Origin of the sequence: Thioalkalivibrio sp. ALE17 (assembly GCF_000425605.1) — a bacterium.
Lineage (GTDB): Bacteria > Pseudomonadota > Gammaproteobacteria > Ectothiorhodospirales > Ectothiorhodospiraceae > Thioalkalivibrio.
Genome location: NZ_AUDT01000004.1, coordinates 246,593 through 264,186, shown reverse-complemented (window position 1 = coordinate 264,186; position 17,594 = coordinate 246,593). Strand labels below are relative to the sequence as shown.

The 17,594-nt window shown below is 67.4% G+C and carries 13 protein-coding genes; 3 read left to right on the top strand and 10 right to left on the bottom strand.

Annotated elements, in window-relative coordinates; all coding sequences use genetic code 11:
* Positions 1 to 123: 123 nt before the first annotated feature.
* The 3 genes from H609_RS0105965 to H609_RS0105955 form a co-directional block, all read right to left on the bottom strand.
* Positions 124 to 1,632 carry a peptidoglycan DD-metalloendopeptidase family protein gene (locus H609_RS0105965; protein ID WP_018875501.1) on the bottom strand — a complete coding sequence of 503 codons (1,509 nt, stop codon included), beginning with the start codon at positions 1,630 to 1,632 and terminating at the stop codon, positions 124 to 126.
* A 99-nt stretch (positions 1,633 to 1,731) separates the two neighbouring features.
* On the bottom strand, positions 1,732 to 2,514 hold the full coding sequence (locus tag H609_RS0105960; protein WP_018866346.1) for an ABC transporter permease: 783 nt from the start codon (positions 2,512 to 2,514) through the stop codon (positions 1,732 to 1,734).
* On the bottom strand, positions 2,511 to 3,488 hold the full coding sequence (locus H609_RS0105955) for an ABC transporter ATP-binding protein (RefSeq protein WP_018875500.1): 978 nt from the start codon (positions 3,486 to 3,488) through the stop codon (positions 2,511 to 2,513). Before H609_RS0105955 ends, H609_RS0105960 begins: the two co-directional genes overlap by 4 nt.
* A 118-nt stretch (positions 3,489 to 3,606) precedes the next feature.
* Here H609_RS0105955 and H609_RS0105950 point away from each other — a divergent pair, with 118 nt between their 5' ends.
* Positions 3,607 to 4,992 carry a M17 family metallopeptidase gene (locus tag H609_RS0105950; protein WP_028484535.1) on the top strand — a complete coding sequence of 462 codons (1,386 nt, stop codon included), beginning with the start codon at positions 3,607 to 3,609 and terminating at the stop codon, positions 4,990 to 4,992.
* Positions 4,993 to 5,048: 56 nt separating this feature from the next.
* Here H609_RS0105950 and H609_RS0105945 read toward each other — a convergent pair whose 3' ends face one another.
* Positions 5,049 to 6,476, bottom strand: coding sequence for a Glu/Leu/Phe/Val dehydrogenase (locus tag H609_RS0105945; protein ID WP_026332042.1), 1,428 nt, complete (start codon positions 6,474 to 6,476; stop codon positions 5,049 to 5,051).
* A gap of 56 nt (positions 6,477 to 6,532) precedes the next feature.
* Between H609_RS0105945 and dusA the strand changes: the two genes are divergently transcribed.
* Positions 6,533 to 7,522 carry a tRNA dihydrouridine(20/20a) synthase DusA gene (gene dusA, locus H609_RS0105940; protein ID WP_028484534.1) on the top strand — a complete coding sequence of 330 codons (990 nt, stop codon included), beginning with the start codon at positions 6,533 to 6,535 and terminating at the stop codon, positions 7,520 to 7,522.
* Positions 7,523 to 7,543: 21 nt separating this feature from the next.
* On the opposite strand, the gene H609_RS0105935 is transcribed toward dusA, so the two are convergent.
* Together H609_RS0105935 and purB are read right to left on the bottom strand one after the other, a co-directional pair.
* Positions 7,544 to 8,716, bottom strand: a complete 1,173-nt coding sequence (locus tag H609_RS0105935; RefSeq protein ID WP_028484533.1) for a cupin domain-containing protein — start codon at positions 8,714 to 8,716, stop codon at positions 7,544 to 7,546.
* 11 nt (positions 8,717 to 8,727) lie between these two features.
* On the bottom strand, positions 8,728 to 10,095 hold the full coding sequence (gene purB / locus H609_RS0105930) for an adenylosuccinate lyase (protein ID WP_018882074.1): 1,368 nt from the start codon (positions 10,093 to 10,095) through the stop codon (positions 8,728 to 8,730).
* Positions 10,096 to 10,213: 118 nt separating this feature from the next.
* On the opposite strand from purB, the gene H609_RS0105925 reads away from it, so the two are divergent.
* Positions 10,214 to 11,593: a lyase family protein gene (locus tag H609_RS0105925; RefSeq protein ID WP_028484532.1), complete on the top strand. Its 1,380-nt coding sequence runs from the start codon at positions 10,214 to 10,216 to the stop codon at positions 11,591 to 11,593.
* A 21-nt stretch (positions 11,594 to 11,614) separates the two neighbouring features.
* On the opposite strand, the gene H609_RS0105920 is transcribed toward H609_RS0105925, so the two are convergent.
* From H609_RS0105920 to acnA, 4 genes are all read right to left on the bottom strand, one after another.
* On the bottom strand, positions 11,615 to 13,564 hold the full coding sequence (locus tag H609_RS0105920; protein ID WP_028484531.1) for a bifunctional diguanylate cyclase/phosphodiesterase: 1,950 nt from the start codon (positions 13,562 to 13,564) through the stop codon (positions 11,615 to 11,617).
* Positions 13,565 to 13,593: 29 nt separating this feature from the next.
* Complete coding sequence (locus H609_RS0105915; RefSeq protein ID WP_018866337.1) at positions 13,594 to 14,433, bottom strand: HDOD domain-containing protein; 840 nt, start codon at positions 14,431 to 14,433, stop codon at positions 13,594 to 13,596.
* Positions 14,433 to 14,762, bottom strand: a complete 330-nt coding sequence (locus H609_RS0105910; protein WP_018875491.1) for a hypothetical protein — start codon at positions 14,760 to 14,762, stop codon at positions 14,433 to 14,435. The genes H609_RS0105915 and H609_RS0105910 overlap by 1 nt, the downstream gene beginning before the upstream one ends.
* 66 nt (positions 14,763 to 14,828) lie before the next feature.
* Positions 14,829 to 17,582: an aconitate hydratase AcnA gene (acnA, locus tag H609_RS0105905; protein ID WP_018877410.1), complete on the bottom strand. Its 2,754-nt coding sequence runs from the start codon at positions 17,580 to 17,582 to the stop codon at positions 14,829 to 14,831.
* Positions 17,583 to 17,594: the final 12 nt, after the last annotated feature.

Here is a 17,594-nt window from a genome sequence, read left to right as displayed (position 1 = left end):
CCGTCGCGCCAGTCAAGACGCGCCCAGTCGAGCAGGGGAGACAAGGGAGAGGAGGCCACCACGCAATCAGGACCCCGGCGATGAACGCGAGGCGCGCACCGCCGGGACCCTCGGATCAATCCCTCAACGGGTCAGCTCTTCGAACGAGGTGAAGGCGACCTGCTGGTTGCGCACCCCGTTGTCCAGCTGGGCCAGGAGGGTCTGGCTGATGGACTTGAAGCGGTCGAGTTCGTCGCCTTCCAGGGCATCGCTCTCCGGGAGCTCCACGCGCATCGGGTTCTGCGGCCGGTTGTTCACGTGGATCTCGTAATGCAGGTGGGGCCCGGTGCTGCGGCCGGTGTTGCCGGACAGGGCGATACGGTCACCGCGCTCCACGGTCTGCCCGGGGCGTACCAGCTGTCGCTGCAGATGGAGGTAACGCGTGGAGTATCCCTGGCCGTGCTCGATGACGATGAAGCGCCCGGCGTAGGGGTGATTCTCCACGCGGGTCACGCGGCCGTCGGCCGGCGCGAGGATGGGCGTGCCCACCGGCATGGCGAAGTCCGTACCGTGGTGGGGGGCCACACGGCCGGTGACCGGATGGCGGCGGCGGGGATTGAAACTGGAACTGATGCGGTAATTGCCCGCAAACGGGCGGCGGTCGAATGGCGGCAGCAGGCTCTCGCCCTCGGGCGTGTAGAACCGGCCGTTGACGTTGCGGGCGGCGCGGATCTCGATGCGTTCGCCTTCGTAGTCGAAGGCGAGCAGGCGGAGGTTGTGCGGGGTGTCGTCGCCGACCAGCGTCTCCTGTTCCACCAGCAGGGTGAACTGGTCACCGGTACGGGCATGGGTACGCACGGGCAGGTAGCGGTCGAGCAGTACGGCCAGGGCGTTGGCCGCCCCCGGGGAGATATCCGCGCGTTCGCTCAGCGCGGACGCGATGTTCCCGTCGATCTCGGCGCTGATGATCAGATGGCTGACCTCGCGGCCATTCTCGACCTCGCCGCGTTCGAAGTCCCAGCCCTCGGACTCGCGGATCCACTCGTGCCCGCTGGCGCGGGAGGTCCACAGGCGCATGCGGGTCAGATAGCCCTCGTCGTCGACCTGCCATTCGATCTCCTGGCCGGGACGCACACGGTTCAGGATGGAGGCGTTCTCGTCGTCATCCAGCAGGCGGTAGAGCGTCGCGAGGGGGAGATCCCATTCGCGTTCCCAGAGTCCGGTCAGGCGCTCGCCATCCTTCAGCGTATGGCTGTGCCATTCGTCCTCGGCCGCGTCCGCCTCGGCGGCGGTATCGCCCTCACCGTCGAGGTCGAAGGTTTCGTAGGAGGTGGGCGCCTCCGCGTCCGGGTCGATGGGGTCGTCGTGGTAGCCGGTGCTCGGGTCGTCCAGCATGTCGGTGGCAAACGCGACGGTCTGCGCGCCCGCATCGAACGACGCCGACGGTGCCGGGCTGATCGACGCGCCTCCGGCCGGGTGGTCCGGGCGTGCGAGGGACAGCTTGGCGACGGGGAGCGGGTTGCCGGCACCGATCTGGAGCGGCTGGGAGGTCTCGGCGGGCTGGGAGGCGAGCAGGAGGCTGGTACCCACCAGGATGGCGAGTCCGGCGGTGCCCGCCAGAAAGAAATGCGATGTCTTTCTGTTGTAACCCATATGGCCCTTGCCCCGGAGAGTTTCCGCTTTATACCACGTTTTTTCGGGCAATAAACACCGTCGGAAGCCGCTTTCCGGCGGTTTCGCCGGGGCTGGGCGTCAGGATCGGATTCCGACGCCGCGATTGAGCAGGATCAGTGCCACGGAGTAAAGGACGGCGATGAAGCCCGCGATGATGGCGAAGGACATGGCCACGGGGAAGTCGCTGTGGCCGAGACTGCCGTAGCGGAAGGCGTCCACCATGTACAGGATGGGGTTGAGCATCGACACGCCCTGCCAGAACTCCGGCAGCAGGCTGATCGAGTAGAACACCCCGCCCAGGTACGTCAGCGGCGTGAGCACGAAGGTCGGGACGATCGCGATATCGTCGAAGGTACGGGCGAAGACACCATTGATCAGCCCGGCAAGGGCGAACAGGATCGACGTCATCAAAACGATAACCAGCATGACCGGGGCGTTGTGCACGCTGAGCGGACTGAAGAACAGCGACACCAGCAGGACGGCCACACCCACCGCCAGGCCGCGGGCCACGCCGCCGAAGACGAAGCCGAGGATGATCACGCTGTTGGGGATCGGCGAGACCAGCAACTCCTCGATATGGCGCTGGAACTTGGAACCGAAGAAGGACGAAACCACATTGGAATAGCTGTTGGTGATCACGGCCAGCATGATCAGGCCGGGCACGATGAAGTCCATGTAGCGGTAGCCTTCCATCTCGCCGATTCGCTCGCCGATCAGGCCACCGAAGATGATGAAGTACAGGGCCGTGGTGATCACCGGCGGCAGCACCGTCTGCACCCAGATGCGGGCGAAGCGCAGCACCTCCTTGGTGACGATGGTGCGGAAGGCGGTCCAGTAGTGACGCAGGTGGGTGCTGCTCATGCCTGGTTCTCCGGCTGCTCGCTGGCGCCGCTGGCACCCGGCGTGAGGTGACTGGGGCTCTGGCCGTTGCGGGTCATGCGGATGAACAGTTCCTCCAGGCGGTTGGCCTTGTTGCGCATGCTCTGAACGCGGATTCCGGCCTGATCCAGGACCCGGAACAGATCGTTCAGGTGCTGGCCGCGGCGGATGTCGGCCTCCAGCGTGAGCTCGTCGACCTGGCGCAGGGCCACCGGCGCATCCTCGGGGAGGCCCGGCGGTGGTTCGCTGAGATCCAGGACCATGGTCTCCGTCTCGAGCTTGGCGAGGAGCTGCTTCATCGTGGTGTTCTCGATGATGCCGCCGTCATCGATGATCGCGATGTTGCGGCACAGCGTCTCCGCCTCCTCGAGATAGTGCGTGGTCAGGATGATGCTGCGTCCGTCGGTGTTGATACGGGTCAGGAAGTCCCACATGGAGCGGCGCAGTTCGATATCGACGCCGGCGGTGGGTTCGTCCAGGATCAGCAGCCGCGGTTCGTGCACGAGGGCGCGCGCAATCATCAGCCGGCGCTTCATGCCCCCGGAAAGCGTACGCGCCATGTCCTTGCGCTTTTCCCACAGGCCCAGCTCGTTCAGGTAGTGCTCGCAGCGCTCCCAGGCCTCGCGCCGGGGGATGCCGTAGTAGCCCGCCTGGTTGACGACGATCTCGCCGATCGGCTCGAAGTTGTTGAAGTTGAACTCCTGCGGGACCAGCCCGATGGAGCGCTTGACCGCCTGCAGGTCGGTGTCCAGGTCGTGACCGAAGACCTTGACCGTGCCCGCGGTCTTGTTGATTAGCGAGGTGATGATCCCGATGGTGGTGGACTTGCCGGCCCCGTTGGGGCCCAGCAGGGCAAAGAAGCTGCCGGGCGCCACCTCGAGGTCGATCCCCTTGAGGGCCTCGAATCCGTTCTTGTAGGTCTTCTTGAGCCCGCGAATCTCCAGCGCTGGCGTCATCGTCACATCCTGTAGGGCCCCGGCACACGGAACCGTGCACCGGCTGAGTGGGTACGATCCCGGGGGATCGACAAGATGCGTATTATGGCCGTTTTGGATCGATTTCGAGGAAAGCCGCGTGGATTCTGTCTTTGTTGCGTCGTCCGAAACCGCTGTCCCGCTGATCCCGGTCAGCCGCGAGTCACTCCCGGTCCGCCTGGAGGCCGCGCCGGAGAGCTGGCGCAAGTGGGTCGAGGCCTCCGGCTTCGAGGCGGAGCCGGGCGCGATCCTGCGTATTCCCGACGCGGACGGCGGGCTGGCGGCAGTTCTGGCCGGGTTCGACGCCGAGACGCCGATCTGGATGCTGGCCGCGGCGGCGGAGACACTGGGCAGCGGCGACTATCGTCTGGAGACGGACTTTCTCAACGCCGACGTCCAGAACCTCGCCGCCATCGGCTGGGGCCTGGGGCGCTACCGCTTTGACCGCTACCGCGAACCGCAGGAACGCACGCCACGGCTGGTCTGGCCGGAAGACGCCGACCCGGCCCGGGTTCAGGCCTTTGTCGAATCGATCGGCCTGACCCGCGACCTGATCAACACCCCCGCCGCCGACATGATGCCGGCCAACCTGGCCCTGCAGGCCCGGGATCTGGCTGAGGCCTTCGGTTGCAGCCTGCATGTCGTGAGTGACAGCGACAAGCTGGAACAGGACTTCCCCTGCATCCACGCGGTGGGTGCGGCCAGTGACCACGGCGCGCGGGTGATCGAGCTGACCTGGGGGCCGCCGGATGCCCCGTCGCTGGTGCTGGTGGGCAAGGGCGTGTGCTTCGATTCGGGCGGGCTGAACCTGAAGCCCGGGAATTCCATGCGTCAGATGAAAAAGGACATGGGCGGGGCGGCCATCGCGCTGGGTCTGGCCCGCCTGATCATGGCGCAGGCGTTGCCTGTGCGCCTGACCGTGCTGATCGGCGCGGTCGAGAATGCCATTGGTGCCGGGGCGTTCCGCCCGGGCGATGTCCTGACCGCGCGCAACGGCAAGCGCATCGAGATCGACAACACCGATGCCGAGGGGCGGCTGGTGCTGGCCGACCTGCTGGATCGGGCGGGATCGTTCCACCCCGACCTGCTGGTGGATTTCGCCACGCTGACCGGTGCCGCGCGCGTGGCCGTGGGGACCGAGATCAGCGCCTGTTTCACCGAGGACGAAGGCTGGGCCCGGGCGCTGGTCGAGCCGGCTCGGGAATGGGACGATCCGGTGTGCCAGTTGCCCCTGCACACGCCGTATCGCTACATGCTGGACAGCGACGTGGCCGACATCGTGAACAGCTCCAGCGGTGGCTACGCCGGTGCGATCACCGCGGGGCTGTTCCTGAAGGAATTCGTCCCCGAGGACACGACCTGGCTGCACTTCGACATCATGGCCTTCAACGATCGGGCTCGGCCGGGCCGGCCCAAGGGCGGCGAGGCGATGGGCCTGCGCGCCCTGTTCGCGGCGCTGGAGTCGCGGTACGGGCCGGCGGGTTAGCGGCGTGGGCAGGGGAGGGAACTCCCCGGATCCTCTGCGTTCGCGGAGCGTGTGGGTCAGATGAGCTTGAGGTCGCTGCGGGCGCGGATGATCTTGCGCAGGGCGATCAGATAGGCGGCGGTGCGGTAGTCGAGTACCTCGCCGTTGCTTTCCACCTCGCGGACCTCGTGCATCTCGCGGAACGCCTCGCGCATGGTGTCCTCGAGGCCGGAACGAACCAGATCGATCTCCTCGGCACCGCGAACCACCGCGTCGCGAATCCATTCCGGGATGCTCTCGTTGGTCATCATCTCGATGGCCGTCACGATGTGCTGGCCCTGGGACTGGTCGTAGCGCCGCTCCAGGCGCCCGAAGCGCATGTGCGACAGGTTGCGCACCCATTCGAAGTAGGACACGACGACACCCCCGGCATTGACGTAGACGTCCGGCAGGATCGTGATCCCGCGGGCCCGCAGTGCCTGGTCGGCCTCCCAGGTGCAGGGCCCGTTGGCGGCCTCGGCGATCAGCCGGGCCTGGATGCGGTCGGCGTTGCCGCGATGGATCGCGCCTTCCAGCGCCGCCGGGATCAGGATGTCGCATTCGCGTTCCAGGATGCGGTTGCCGTCGCGCTCGAACTCGACGCCGGCAAAGCCCTCCATGGTGCCGCTGCGGCGGACGTAGTCGTGTAGCGCCTCGACGTCGATACCGTCTTCGCAGTACACGCCGCCATCGCTCTTGATGACGCCGACGATCTTCGCGTGATCGTCCTGCTGCAGGAAGCGCGCGGCATAGTAGCCGACGTTGCCGAAGCCCTGAATGATGATGCGCTGTTCGCCCAGGCCACCCTCGAACCCGGCCTCGCGGGCGGCCGAGCCCTCGCGAAAGAACGCCTGTAGCGCGTACTGCACACCGCGTCCGGTGGCCTCGAGACGCCCGACGATGCCCCCCAGCTCCACGGGCTTTCCGGTCACCGAGGCGGCGTGATCGAGATCTTCCGGATGCCGTTCGCGGTAGGTCTCCATGATCCAGGCCATCTCGCGCTGGGAGGTCCCCACATCGGGGGCCGGCACGTTTTGCGCGGGGCTGATGTAGTCACGCTGGATCAGTTCGTGGGCGAAGCGTCGGGTGATGCGCTCCATCTCCCACTCGTCGTATTTCTGCGGATCGATCCGAAGCCCGCCCTTGGAGCCCCCGAAGGGGATGTCCACGATGGCGCATTTGTAGGTCATCAGGGCCGCCAGGGCCTCGGCGTGCTGCTGATCCATGGTCGGGGAGAAGCGCAGACCGCCCTTGGATGGCAGGCGATGCGCGGAGTGCACCGCGCGCCAGCCCTTGAATACTTCGATGCGGTCGCGAAAGCGGATCGGAAAGCTGACCTGAATCACCGAGTCGCAGGACTTCAGGGCCTCGCGCGCCCCCTCGGGGAGTTCGAGGTAGGCCATGGCCCGGTCGACCATGTGTGAGACACTATCAAGAAAGGTTTCAGGGACTTCGCTTTCCGACATGACGGCAATCCTTTATGGCTTTGCGAGGCGGCCTGCGCGGCACGGGGGCTTCGCGTATGGGTGACGCGGGCCACTTTCCCGACCCGCGGTTCTCGGTTGCACCGATGATGGACTGGACGGACACCTGGTGTCGCCGGTTCCATCGGCTGCTGACCCGGCGGGCATTGTTGTATACCGAGATGGTGCATGCCAACGCGGTGATCCATGGCGATCGCGACCGCCTGCTCGGCTTTGCCGCGGAGGAACACCCGATCGCGTTGCAGCTGGGCGGGTCGGACCCGGCCACGCTGGCGCAGGCGGCACGCATCGCGGCCGATCGCGGCTTCGACGAGATTAACCTGAATGTGGGTTGTCCCTCCGACCGCGTCCAGTCCGGCGCGTTCGGCGCCTGCCTGATGGCGGATCCGGGGCTGGTGGCCGACTGTGTGGCGGCGATGCGCGACGCGGTGGAGGTCCCGGTAACCGTCAAGCACCGCATCGGCATCGACGACCAGGACTCCGAGGCCGACCTGCATGCCTTCGTGGAACAGGTCGCCGCGGCCGGCTGCCGGGTGTTCGTGGTGCACGCGCGCAAGGCCTGGCTGCAGGGGTTGAGCCCCAAGGACAACCGCGATGTCCCGCCGCTGGACTACGCCCGCGTGTACCGCCTGAAGGCGGAGTTTCCCCAGCTGACCATCGTGCTGAACGGCGGGCTCGACGATGTACCGGGTGCCCGGGCCCATCTGCAGCAGGTGGATGGCGTGATGTTCGGACGCAAGGCCTACCACGAGCCCTGGAGCCTGTCCGTGGTGGACCGGCTGTATTTCGGTGCGGACCAGGATCCGACACGCGAGGGGGTGCTGGAGGGGCTCCTGGAGCTGGCCGAGGGGATGCGGCGAGACGGCGTGCCGCTGGCACGCCTGACCCGGCACATTCTGGGGCTGTTCCACGGGGAGCCCGGGGCCCGGCAGTGGCGGCGTGTCCTGACCGAGGGGGCCCATCAACCCGGCGCCGGCCCGGAGCTGATCGAGCGCGTCGCCCGGGCTTGTCTGCCCCGGGCGGCCTGACGCCTCACACCGTACAGGCGGCTACTCGGCGGGCGTCTCCGGGGCGATCCAGCCCGCCTCGAGCCCGTCCGCCAGGATCTGGCGGATCGCGGGGATCGCCTCCTCCCATTCGGCGACGCTGAGCGTCTCCGCGCGGCAGAACGTCTCCAGGACCTCAGGCGCGACGTGCTGTGCGGGATAGTCATTGCCACCGACGCACAGGACCGGGCCGTCGGGGCCCTGGAACCACGCGCGGCGGATACCGGGGTGGAGGACAAAGCGTTCCGCAACCCCGGCACGGGCTGCGATCCCGGGGTCTTCCGGAGCGAGCTCGATGTTCCCGGCGGGGCGGGTCAGGAACCGGCCGAGATAGGCGTCCAGGTCCTGGTCCTCCGCGGCGAGCAGCGCGCGCAGGGCCTCGCGCAGTTCCCTGCGATCCGCGGCGGGGAGTTCGGCGGGGCAGGCAGCCGGGTGACGCCCCGGATCCTCGAAACGCGTCTGGTCGCCGATCACGTTGGCGCGCTCCTCGAGAAAGCCGGTCAGGACGTCGAGGATGGTCGGGGCGCGAAAACCGACCGACCAGGTCATGCACTGCGCATCCAGCGACAGGCCGTAATGCGGCAGACCGGGCGGCAGATAGAGCAGGTCGCCGGGGCCCAGCTCCCAGGTCTCGCTCGGGTGGAACTCGCGCAGGATGGCGAGCGGTAGGTCGTCGTGGCAATCCAGTGATCCCGGTGGGTCCTGGATCTGCCAGCGGCGGCGTCCCGCGGCCTGGAACAGGAACACGTCGTATTGATCCACATGCGGTCCGACGGAGCCCCCGGGCGGGGCATAGGAGATCATCAGGTCGTCCCGGCGCCAGCGCGGGATGAAGTCGAAACGGGCGAGGAAGTCCGACCCGCCGGGCCAGAAGCGTTCCACGTCGGTGATCAGCAGGGTCCAGTCGCGCGCGGGCAGCTGCCCCAGGTGCTCGGCGTCGAAGGGGCCGTACTCCACGTCCCAGTCCTGGCGGTCGACATGCCCGCGGACGATGCGGCTGGCGGCATCCGGATCGGTCGCCAGGCCGGCAAGATCGTCGGGCTCGATGGGATTCTCGAAACCCGGGACCGCATTGCGCACGAGCAGCGGGCGTTGCTGCCAGTAGTCGCGCAGAAACTCGGCGGTCGTGAGCCCGCCAAGCAGGACCAGCGGTTGGTTCGGATCCGGGGCCGCCATGCCGTGCGGGATCAGAGGTCGCGCGCGAGCTTCTCGGCGATGCCGGTGTAGGTCCCCGGCGTCAGCTCGCGCAGGCGCGCGCGGGCCTCTTCCGGGATCTCGAGGCCGTCGATGAAGGCCGCCAGGGCCTCGGGCGTAATGCGCTGCCCGCGGGTCAGTTCCTTGAGCTTCTCGTAGGGCGACTCGATGCCGTAGCGACGCATCACGGTCTGGACCGCCTCGCCCAGGACCTCCCAGTTCTGGTCCAGGTCTTCCGCCAGGCGGCCGGGCTCGATCTCCAGCTTCCCGAGGCCGCGATCGAAGGCCTTGTAGGCGATCAGCGACCAGGCGAACGCCAGGCCGATGTTGCGCAGCACGGTGGAGTCGGTCAGATCGCGCTGGAAGCGCGACACCGGCAGCTTGCCCGCGAGATGATCGAACAGGGCATTGGCCAGGCCGAGGTTGCCCTCGGCGTTCTCGAAGTCGATCGGGTTGACCTTGTGCGGCATGGTCGAGGAGCCGACTTCGCCGGCCACAACCTTCTGCTTGAAGTAGCCCAGCGAGATATAGCCCCAGATGTCGCGCGCCGCATCCAGCAGGATGGTGTTCGCGCGCATGAAGGCATGGAACAGCTCGGCGAGGAAGTCATGCGGCTCGATCTGGGTGGTGTGGGTATTCGGTTCCAGCCCCAGGCCCTCGATCATTCGCCGCGACAGGGCCGGCCAGTCGACCTCCGGGTAGGCCACGCTGTGGGCATTGAAGTTGCCGACCGCGCCGTTGATCTTGCCGCGGCAGGCGACGGCGGCGATCTCGTCGCGCTGGCGCTCCAGACGCGCGACCACGTTGGCCAGTTCCTTGCCCATGGTGGTGGGGGAGGCCGGCTGGCCGTGGGTGCGCGCGAGCATCGGTTGTTCGGCGAAGCGTTCGGCAAGCGTGCGCAGGGGGGCGAGCACGCTGTCCAGGGCCGGCAGCATCACCTGGTCGCGGGCCTCGCGGACCATCACGCCGTAGGCGAGGTTGTTGATGTCCTCGGAGGTGCAGGCGAAGTGCACGAACTCGATCTGGCTCTGCAGGTCGGCGCGGTCCGCCATCTGTTCCTTGATGTAGTACTCGATCGCCTTCACGTCGTGGTTGGTGGTCGCCTCGATCTCCTTCACCCGGGCGCCTGCGACCTCGTCGAAGCCGAAGGCGATCTCGTCGAGGAAGGCACCCGCCGCGTCGGTCAAGGCCGGCACCTCGGGGATAGCCGGCTCGGCGGCCAGGGCCTTGAGCCAGGCGATCTCCACGCGCACGCGGGCCTGCATCAGGCCCTGTTCGGAGAAGTAGGGCGCCAGGTCGCGGGTATGGCGCGCGTAGCGGCCGTCGACAGGGCTGATCGCAGTCAGGGGGCTCGGGGACATGGGCATTCCGGGGTCGGGTTCGAGTCAGGCGGCGCAGTATACTAAGGCGTTCAGTTGCAATACAGCATCGCGCCGGGGAGACCCCGGTTACCGGCGCGGACCCAACCAGGAGAACGGCATGTCGAAGCCCGCAATGCGTCAGGAACAGGACAGTCTCGGACCGGTGGCGGTCCCGGAGCAGGCCCTGTGGGGCGCCCAGACCCAGCGTGCGGTGGACAACTTCCAGATCGCCGGACGCCCCCTCCCGGCGGCCTTCATTCGTGCCCTGGCGCAAACCAAGGCGGCCTGTGCCGAAGCCAATCAGGCCCTGGAGCAGCTGCCGGCGGAGGTGGCCGGGGCCATTGTCGCGGCCGCCGAGACCATCGCCAGTGGCGAACATGCGGATGCCTTCCCGGTGGATGTCTACCAGACCGGATCGGGCACCAGTACCAACATGAACATGAACGAGGTGATCGCGCGCCTGGCCTCCAGCGAGGCCCTGCCGATCCACCCCAATGACCACGTGAACCGTTCCCAGAGCTCGAACGACGTGATCCCGACCGCGTTGCACGTGGCGGCATCGACCCAGCTGGAACAGGAACTGATCCCGGCGCTGCGTCACCTGATCGCCACCATCGCGCGGCGCGAGGGCGAACTGACCGCGATCGTGAAGACCGGGCGCACCCACCTGATGGACGCGATGCCGGTGCGCATGAGCCAGGAGTTGTCCGGCTGGCGCACGCAGCTGGAGCTGGATGTCGAACGCCTGCGCGCGACCCGCGACCGGGTAAACCGGCTGGCGATCGGTGGCACCGCGGTGGGTACGGGGATCAATGCCCCGGCTGCGTTCGGCGAGCGTGTGGCACAGCGCCTGGCGGAACGCACCGGCATTGCCTTCGAGCGCGAATCCAACGGGTTCGCGGGGCTCGCCAGCCAGGACACGGCGGTGGAACTGTCGGGGCAGCTGCGCACCACGGCCACCAGCCTGATCAAGATCGCCAACGACCTGCGCTGGATGAACTCCGGTCCGCTGGCGGGGCTGGGCGAGATCGCGCTGCCGGCCCTGCAACCGGGCAGCTCGATCATGCCGGGCAAGGTGAATCCGGTGATCCCGGAGGGCGTCATCATGGCCGCGCAGCAGGTGATCGGTCTGGATGCGGCGATCGCGGCCGCCGGGCAGGGCGGCAATTTCCAGTTGAACGTGGGATTGCCGATGATCGCCGACAATCTGCTGAATCAGACGGGCCTGCTGGCGCGTGCGGCCGGGCATCTGGCGGACCGCGCCATCGCGGGGTTCACCGTGAACGAGGCGGTCGTGCGCGCCGCCCTGGACCGCAACCCCATCCTGGTGACGGCGCTGAACGCGGAGATTGGCTACGAGGCCGGTGCGCGTATCGCCAAGGAGGCCTACGCGACCGGGCGGCCCATCGTCGAGGTGGCGGCGGAACACACTGACATCCCGCGCGAGCGCCTGCAGGCCCTGCTGGACCCCGCGAACCTGACCGGCCCGTCAGAATAGGTCGCGGGGCAAAGGAGGGCGTCAGGCGGTCGCGAGCGGGAGTGCCACGCCTGGCTGGAGCAGCTCGCGGAAGTCGGCAAACGGGACGGGGTGCGAGTAGAAGTAGCCCTGGGCCGTGTGGCAGTCGAGGTCCTGCAGGATCTGCGCCTGGCGCTCGGTCTCCACGCCTTCGGCGATCACGTCGAGCCCCAGGGTGCGGGCCATCAGCACGATCGCGCGCACGATCTGCGCATGCTCCTCGCCGTGGTCGAGATCCTTCACGAAGGAGCGGTCGATCTTCAGGGTATCGGCCGGCAACTGCTTGAGCTGCATCAGCGAGGCGTTGCCGGTGCCGAAGTCGTCGACGGCCAGGGACATGCCAACCTGGCGCAGGCGCTGGAAGACGCGCGCGGCACCCTTGGGGTCATCCATGATGCTGGTCTCGGTGAGCTCCAGCTCGATGCAGCGGGTGGGGATGCCGGCCTCGCGGATGATGCGATGGAAGCCGCCGGCCAGATCCGGCTGGCGCAGCTGGCGGGCGGAGACATTGATCGCGACCCGCGGGAGCTCGTCCTCCCCCATGCGCAGGGATTGCAGGTCGCGGCAGACCTGACGCAGCACCCATTCCCCGATCTCCTCGATCAGGGTCATGTCCTCGGCCAGTTCGATGAAGTGACCGGGTGGCAGCAGGCCCAGCTTCGGGTGCTGCCAGCGGATCAGGGCCTCGGCTCCGATGACGCGGCCAGTCGCGAGCTCCACCTTGGGCTGGTAGTGCAGCACCAGCTGCTCGTTGGCAATGGCCTGGCCCAGTTCGTTCTCCAGCTCGAAGTGACGGAAGGTGCGGGCGTTGAGGTCCTGGGTATAGAACCGGAACCCGTTGCGCCCACGCTGCTTGGCCTCGTACATCGCGGCATCCGCGTTGCCCAGCAGGGTGTCCGCGTCCTCGCCGTCGTAGGGGTAAACCGCGATACCGCAGGACACGCTGCTGACCACCGGCTGATCGAAGATCTGGCGCTCGGTTGCCGTCTTGCGGACGACGTCGGTGACCAGACGGACGATACCCTCCAGCCCCTGGCTGTCCTCGACGAGGATGCCGAACTCGTCGCCGCCCAGGCGCGACAGGGTGGTGCGCAGGTGGCGGCCGGAACGCTCGCGCGCATGGTCCAGCAGTTCGGAGAGGTCCTGCGCGACCTTGCGGATCAGCTCGTCGCCGGCGCGATGGCCGAGGGAGTCATTGGTGCGCTTGAAATTGTCGAGGTCCAGCAGGATCAATGCCACGTGACCGGCGGCGCCGGCATGGCGCTCCATGGTCTGTGACAGGCGGTCGCTGAACAGCATGCGATTGGGCAGGTTGGTCAGCGAGTCGTGCGACATGTGGTGCAGCAGTTCGCGCGACTGGCGCTCGGTGATCCGCTGCAGGGCCTTCTGGCGCCGATCCATCATCTGGAACAGGTCGGCGCTCTCGAGGGCATAGGCGGTATTGAAGAGCACCATGGTCAGGGTCGACAGGATCATCTCGTACCGCTGCAGCTCCGACTGGCGGAAGCGGGCGACGAACATCCCCCGAATCCGGGTGCGCGTGGAGATCACGTGGAGCATGACGCTCTCGCCGTCGACCGGCGAGGGGAGGCAGACCGGGTGATTCTGATGCAGCGCCCAGGAGAACTGCCCGTCGCGGATCAGCTGTTCCACGGTGTCCGCGAGGTCCGGCTCCAGCTCCTCCGGGCGCTCCTGGTAGGCGAGATTGAAGGAGCAGTCGTTGTCCAGCACGTAGACCGCCATGTCCTGTGCCGGCAGAAGCCGACGAATGGACTCGATGCTGTTCTGGATGATCAGCTCGGGGCTGCGGTTGCGGTCGGTGTCGCCAAAGATCGCCGTGGTCGAGGCGAGCACGTCCATCGCGTAGGCGTTGGCCTCCAGGGCCTCCTCGAGGAAGCGGATCCGCTCATGGAGGGCATTCACCTCCTCGGGCGTGCGATACGATGGGCTCATGCAACAGCGTCCTTTGCCTGCATACGGGCTCAGTCGAGGAGGATCGCCTGCATCTGGTCCAGATGCTTGCGGGCGTGGCCGATGATGTCTTCGTAGACCGGCATCTCCAGGCCGATCCGGTCGAAGGTCTCGGGGCTTACCGGGGGCACGAAGCGCTCGCCGGACGATCCCAGGCGCAGCGAATTCGCGATGCTGTCGGCGACGTGCACGATCGCGGTTTCCACCGGGAAGGCGCGTGCCTCCTCCGGGGCATGGTGGTAGCGCGTGGCCTCCACCTGGGCCGGGGTCATGCCCCATTCCTCCAGCAGGGCGGAGCCGATGGCGGCATGATCGAAGCCGAGCAGCTCGCGTTCGGCCTCGAACAGCAGGCACTGCTCGCGTTCGCGGATGTTGATCAGCTCCTCGGTGCGGGTGCCCAGGCGCAGGAACAGCAGCAGCCGCCCCAGGTCGTGCATGATGCCGTAGAGGTACAGCCGTTCGATGTTGGCCTCGCGGCGGAACCGTGCGATGGAGCGACTGAGCACGCCGACCGCGATGCTGTGGCGCCAGAACGACTCCATGTCGACGCCGATGACCGGCAATCCACGGAAATGCTCGATGACGATTGTCGACAGCACGATCTGGCGCATCTGCTGCAGGCCGATGATGGAGACCGCGCGGTGCAGGGTGTCGATGGGCTCGGGAAAGCCGTACAGCGAGGAGTTCGCCATGCGCAGCGTCTTCGCGGCAATGGTGGGGTCCAGCTCCACTGCCTCGGTGATCCCGGCGACGTTGGCCGTGGGATCGCTAAGACGGGTGAAGATCGTGTTGTAACTGCCGGAAAAGCTGCACAGCGAGTCGTCCTGCTCGAGGAACTCGGCGACGGTCATCATGCACCTCGGGACCGGTGCCCGCGGCGCATCAGCTCATCCAGCAACTGCTCGCGGGCGAGCTGGTGGAACCCGTCCATGGGGTGGGCGTTCACGTCACAGTGGCGGAAGCGCTCGGACAGGATGGTATCGGCCTGTTCCTCCATCTCCGGCGTGGGCCGGGTTTCTGGCGGGAGCTCCACAGGCTCGTCCTGACCATCATTGGCCGCTGCCTGCTCGTCCTCGACCACCTCGACCGTGCTGATACCCCAGGACAGCAGCACGCGGATCTGCTTGTCCTGCAGCACCATGCCGGCGGGGATCAGGAGACGGCCGGAGCGGTCATGCACGGCGGTCGCCAGTGTCTGACCGGACTGTATTGCCTCCGTGGAGATCCGTCGTCCCATGCCGAAACCTTATGCGGAACCCGCGAGCTGGCGCAACACGTAGGGCAGGATGCCGCCGTGGCGGAAGTAGTCCACCTCCTGCGGGGTATCCAGGCGTACACGCACGGTGAAGGTGGTGCGCTGACCGTCGTCGTCCACCGCGGTCACCGTCGCCTCGCGGGCCTCGCCGTTCTCCACGCCGGTGATGCTGTAGGTCTCGCGCCCGGTCAGTCCGTGGCTGGCCGCGTTCTCGCCGGGCAGGAACTGCAGCGGGAGGACACCCATGCCCACCAGGTTGGAGCGGTGGATGCGCTCGAAGCTCTCGACGATCACCGCCTTGACCCCCAGCAGCAGGGTCCCCTTGGCGGCCCAGTCGCGCGAGGAGCCGGTCCCGTATTCCTGACCGGCGATCACGATCAGCGGGGTGTCCTCTTCCTGGTAGCGCATGGCGGCGTCGTAGATGGACATCTGCTCGCCATCCGGCAGGTGCTGGGTGACGCCGCCCTGGGTGCCCGGGGCCAGCAGGTTGCGCAGGCGCACGTTGGCGAAGGTGCCGCGCATCATCACCTCGTGGTTGCCGCGCCGCGAGCCGTAGGAATTGAAGTCCGCGGGCTTTACGCCCTTGGATTCCAGGTACTTCCCGGCGGGGCTGTCCTTGGCGATCGATCCGGCCGGGGAGATGTGGTCGGTGGTGACCGAGTCGCCCAGCAGGGCCAGCACGCGCGCACCCTGGATGTCGTGCCAGGGCATCGGGGTCATGCCCATGCCCTTGAAGTAGGGCGGATTGCGGACGTAGGTGGAGTCCTCCTGCCACTCGAAACGCTCGCCCTTGGGGGCCTCCAGGTTGCGCCAGCGCTCCTCGCCGGAGTAGAGATCCCCGTAGGCACTGGTAAAGCTGCCGGCGCCGACGTGGCTGGCGACGGCCTCGCGCACCTCGTCGGTGGTCGGCCAGATGTCCTTCAGGTAGACCGGCGCGCCCTCGGCGTTCTCGCCGATGGGATCGTTGTACAGGTCGATATTGCTGCGCCCGGCCAGGGCGTAGGCGACCACCAGGGGCGGCGAGGCGAGGAAGTTCATCTGCACCTCGGAATGGATGCGCCCCTCGAAGTTGCGGTTGCCGGAGAGCACCGAGCTGACGATCAGGTCGTCCTTGATGATGGCCTCGGAGATCGGCTCCGGCAGCGGGCCCGAGTTGCCGATGCAGGTGGTGCAGCCATAGCCGACCACGTGAAAGCCAAGGGCCTCCAGATCGGTCAGCAGGCCGGACTTCTCCAGGTAGTCGGTGACCACGCGCGAGCCGGGGGCCAGCGAGGTCTTCACCCAGGGCTTGACCTGCAGCCCCGCCTCGCGCGCCTTGCGCGCGACCAGGCCGGCACCCAGCATCACCGACGGGTTGGAGGTGTTGGTGCAGGAGGTGATCGCCGCGATCACGATGTCGCCGTGATCCAGCGTGAAGGTCTCCCCGTCCATCTCGATGGCGGTGTGATGGGGTTCCTCCGCCTGGTGTTCCACGCCCACGGCGGTATGCCCGCCCTCGGCCGCGAAGCGCTCGGCCTCGGCCGGTTCGTCGGCGCCGCTCTCGCGCTCCTTCAGCATGGTGTCCAGATGGCGGCTGATGGTGGCGCCGGCCTGGCTCAGCGGGATGCGGTCCTGCGGGCGCTTGGGCCCGGCGAGGCTGGGTTCGACCGTGGACAGGTCCAGCTCCAGCATGTCGCTGTAGCGGGCGATCGGGGCGCTGTCGTCACGCCACAGCCCCTGGGCCTTGGCATAGGCCTCGATGAATTCGATATGGCCGGCGTCACGCCCGGTCAGGCGCAGGTAGTTCAGGGTCTCGTCGTCGATCGGGAAGATGCCGCAGGTGGCGCCGTATTCCGGTGCCATGTTGGCAATGGTCGCGCGGTCGGCGAGGGGCAGATCGGCGAGGCCGTCGCCAAAGAACTCGACGAACTTCCCGACCACGCCCTTCTTGCGCAGCATCTCGACGATCACCAGCACCAGGTCGGTTGCGGTGGCGCCCTCGGCCAGCTTGCCGGTCAGGCGGAAGCCCACCACCTGCGGGATCAGCATGGAGATCGGCTGGCCGAGCATCGCGGCCTCGGCCTCGATGCCGCCCACGCCCCAGCCGAGTACGCCGAGGCCGTTGATCATGGTGGTGTGGGAATCGGTACCGACCAGGGTATCCGGGTAGGCCATGCAGCCCCCCTCGGCCTGGTCGTCCACGAACACCGTACGGGCCAGGTATTCGAGGTTCACCTGGTGGACGATGCCGGTGTCCGGTGGCACCACCTTGAAGGTATCAAAGGCCTGCTGGCCCCACTTGAGGAAGCTGTAGCGCTCGCGGTTGCGGGAGTATTCCAGCTCCGCGTTCAGGTTCATCGCGTTGGCGTTGCCGTGGGCATCCACCTGGACCGAGTGGTCGATCACCAGCTCCGCCGGCTGCAGCGGGGTGATCTTTTTCGGATCGCCGCCGAGGGCCTCCATCGCGTCGCGCATCGCGGCGAGGTCGACCACCGCCGGCACGCCGGTGAAGTCCTGCAGCAGCACGCGGGCCGGTCGGAAGGCGATCTCCTGGGCCGGCTCGGCCTTCGGGTCCCAGTCCAGCAGGGCCTCGATGTCGGCACGCCGGACGGTGCGTTCGTCCTCGAAGCGCAGCAGGTTTTCCAGCAGCACCTTGAGGGCAAAGGGCAGACCCTTCGCGCGGGCGTCATCGGTGATCGGCACGTAACGGCAGTCGAGGCCGCCAGCGGACAGGGTCTGGGTGTTCTTCGGGTCGGCGTGGCTCATGATGCGTCTTCC

Bases quoted from the DNA above. Each gene is read 5' to 3' on its own strand.
- H609_RS0105965 (WP_018875501.1), bottom strand. From the start codon at position 1,632: ATGGGTTACAACAGAAAGACATCGCATTTCTTTCTGGCGGGCACCGCC.
- H609_RS0105960 (WP_018866346.1), bottom strand. From the start codon at position 2,514: ATGAGCAGCACCCACCTGCGTCACTACTGGACCGCCTTCCGCACCATC.
- H609_RS0105955 (WP_018875500.1), bottom strand. From the start codon at position 3,488: ATGACGCCAGCGCTGGAGATTCGCGGGCTCAAGAAGACCTACAAGAAC.
- H609_RS0105945 (WP_026332042.1), bottom strand. From the start codon at position 6,476: ATGTCGGAAAGCGAAGTCCCTGAAACCTTTCTTGATAGTGTCTCACAC.
- dusA (WP_028484534.1), top strand. From the start codon at position 6,533: ATGGGTGACGCGGGCCACTTTCCCGACCCGCGGTTCTCGGTTGCACCG.
- H609_RS0105935 (WP_028484533.1), bottom strand. From the start codon at position 8,716: ATGGCGGCCCCGGATCCGAACCAACCGCTGGTCCTGCTTGGCGGGCTC.
- purB (WP_018882074.1), bottom strand. From the start codon at position 10,095: ATGTCCCCGAGCCCCCTGACTGCGATCAGCCCTGTCGACGGCCGCTAC.
- H609_RS0105925 (WP_028484532.1), top strand. From the start codon at position 10,214: ATGTCGAAGCCCGCAATGCGTCAGGAACAGGACAGTCTCGGACCGGTG.
- H609_RS0105920 (WP_028484531.1), bottom strand. From the start codon at position 13,564: ATGAGCCCATCGTATCGCACGCCCGAGGAGGTGAATGCCCTCCATGAG.
- H609_RS0105915 (WP_018866337.1), bottom strand. From the start codon at position 14,433: ATGACCGTCGCCGAGTTCCTCGAGCAGGACGACTCGCTGTGCAGCTTT.
- acnA (WP_018877410.1), bottom strand. From the start codon at position 17,582: ATGAGCCACGCCGACCCGAAGAACACCCAGACCCTGTCCGCTGGCGGC.